This is a genomic window from Alicyclobacillus sendaiensis NBRC 100866 (assembly GCF_001552675.1).
Taxonomy (GTDB): Bacteria; Bacillota; Bacilli; order Alicyclobacillales; family Alicyclobacillaceae; genus Alicyclobacillus; species Alicyclobacillus sendaiensis.
Window position 1 is genome coordinate 1 of the sequence record NZ_BCRQ01000115.1, and the last position, 2,428, is coordinate 2,428.

General features: G+C 64.7%; 3 protein-coding genes. All 3 read right to left on the bottom strand.

From position 1 onward, the window contains the following. A partial coding sequence (locus tag AS26_RS13415) for a recombinase family protein (RefSeq protein ID WP_062310599.1) occupies positions 1-1,528 on the bottom strand: 1,528 nt, incomplete at its 3' end. Next, entirely contained in the window at positions 1,528-1,680 is a 153-nt protein-coding gene (locus tag AS26_RS14510) for a hypothetical protein (RefSeq protein ID WP_169793513.1), read from the bottom strand. The genes AS26_RS13415 and AS26_RS14510, both read right to left, overlap by 1 nt. Positions 1,681-1,753: 73 nt before the next feature. Further along, a partial coding sequence (locus AS26_RS13425) for a DedA family protein (protein WP_245629791.1) occupies positions 1,754-2,428 on the bottom strand: 675 nt, incomplete at its 5' end.

Consider the following 2,428-nt stretch of genomic DNA (forward strand, 5'->3'; position numbering starts at 1 on the left):
CCAACGTGTCGTCGACGCCGCCACCCGGATGTTCTTCGCTCGCCCGCGCCACGAGCGTGAGGACGATCTCGTTGCCCGAGGCGTCCATTTCGACGCGCGACACCAGCGCATCGAGCCACAGCCGCCGGAGCTCGACGTCGTCATGCATCTCAAGCATCTGCCACAGCGCCTCCCGCCTATCCACCTCGTATTGCCGTGCGTGGCAGATGCGGCACGCCTGGGACCAGCCCTGTCGCAGGCGCCGCGCCGCGTCCTCCATCGCACTGAGCGCCGCGCTTTGGTCCAAGTGCCCGCGCAGATAGAGTTCCCTCGCGCGATCACGCCTTTCCACCGCAGCGCGCATCTCTCGGCGAAGGCGAGCCATCTCGTCCGTCAGCGAGACCGTTCCGCTCAAGCCGGCCATCCACTCGCCCTTCATCCAGCCACGCATGTACCGCACCAACTCGCGCCACACCGCCTGCTCAAGGTCTTGGGCGGGCACACGCGCGCAGCGATACGCGCATGGGTCCGCTCCCTGTTCCGCCGGCGGGCGCCGAAACTTGCGCACTATCCCGCTCGCCGTTCGACATGCCTCGTGACGCCAAGCGCGTTGACAGTGGGCGCACACGAGTTGGCCCGACAAAAACGTGTGCCTCGACGTCGAACCTCCTCGCCGACCGCCCTGCTTGCGCCGTGCGACCGAGCGCGCGAGCTCCGGATCGATCACGGCCGGCACGGACACGGCGATCCATTCGCCGGGATCGCGCACGGACACCACCTGGCGGCCTCGGCCTCGGCGCGGGCCGCACACGCCTTGGCGCTTGCGCGTGCGGCGGCGGTTGTAATACCAGGTGCCTTGGTAGAGCGGGTTGTCGAGGATCCTCGCCACCGTGCTGTGATGCCAGCGCGCCGACTGGCGCGTCTTGGTCGGAATGCCCATCGCGTCGAGCCGTTCGGCGATGGCGCGAAGGCTCATGCCGTCGATTCCGTACCATCGGTAGATGAGTCGGACGATCTCGGCCTCCTCCGGAACCACGGCGTATCGCCCGTCCTCATATCGGTAGCCGTACGGATCGACCGCGGAAGGCATCACCCGCCCGCCCCGAACCGCCCGCAGCTTGCCGGCCAGCGTGCGCCGCCGAATTTGGCGCAGCTCGTACTCGGCAATGCTCGCGATGACATGAAAGAGAAGCATCGCCTCGTCAGACTCATCCCAGTTAGGCACGTCGACAAAGTGGAGCTTGACACCGCACGCGGACAGCTCCCGCACCACGATGGCCTTGTCGGCCACGTTGCGCGACAGGCGGTCGGGGTGCTTGACGACGACGCGATCGACCAAGCCATGCCGCGCGTCATCCAGAAGCCGCATGAGCTCTGGCCGGTCCATATCCTCGCCCGACCCGCCCGCTTCCTCGTAAAGGCGGATGTCGGACGGAGCCACTCCGAGGGAAAGGGCGTATTGCAGGCACGCCTCCCGCTGGACGTCAAGTCCGTGTCCGACCTGCGCCTGGTGTTCCGTCGACACCCGCGTGTAGATGGCCGTCCACATCACGCGTCACCCTTGAACGTGGATCCGCGAATTCCCGCGTATTCGAGCTTGTCGGACAACGACAGCCACGTTTGCGCCCACAGGCGCGCAAGTCGAGCGGAGTCCGGCTCGCCTGCCGCCCCGCGCCAGATCACGCGAACAGGCCGCTGCACGAAGAACACCCCCCCATTCGCATGTATGCGGATGGGGAGATGTCCTACGACAGCGGCCTGCGGCAGCGCAAGATCAGCGCTCGGCGCGATCTCGTTTGGCATTCGAAGCCGATCCGTGCATCTTTTTGCGCTCCCATCTGCGGAACGCAATGACGAGCGCGACGAGAACGGCGGCCAGGATGGCGGCAAGCCACAGGTGATGCTTGAGAAACGGCCAGTATCGGCTGACCTCCATCCCGATGTACTTCCCGGCGATGATGAAGGCACCCGACCACACGATGGCCGCGATGGTGTTGACGGTGAAAAACTTGGCCGGATTCATGCGGTTGATGCCCGCCAGATAGGGCACGATGATGCGGACGCCGGCGATGAACTTGGCGATGAAGATCACGGCCAGTTCATAGCGCTGAAAACGCTCATTGACCATGTCGAGCTTTTGGTCCGTGATCCCGACATACTTGCCGAAGTACAGGACCACGGGCCGCCCCAGAAACCACCCGATGAAAAACGCCACGGCCGAACCGAGGAGGTTGCCGAGGCACCCCATCAACCAAAGCGGGACGAGGTGAAACACGCCTTTGGACCACTCGATGCCGGCGAGGGTCAACGTGGTCTCCGCCGGAAACGGGAATCCAATGGCCTCGACGAAGATGATGAAAAAGACACCTGCATAACCGTAATGTTGGATGATCTCCTGAAAATGCACGCCCTCGCCTCCACGAGGCCCACCGCGGCGATGTCGACAACA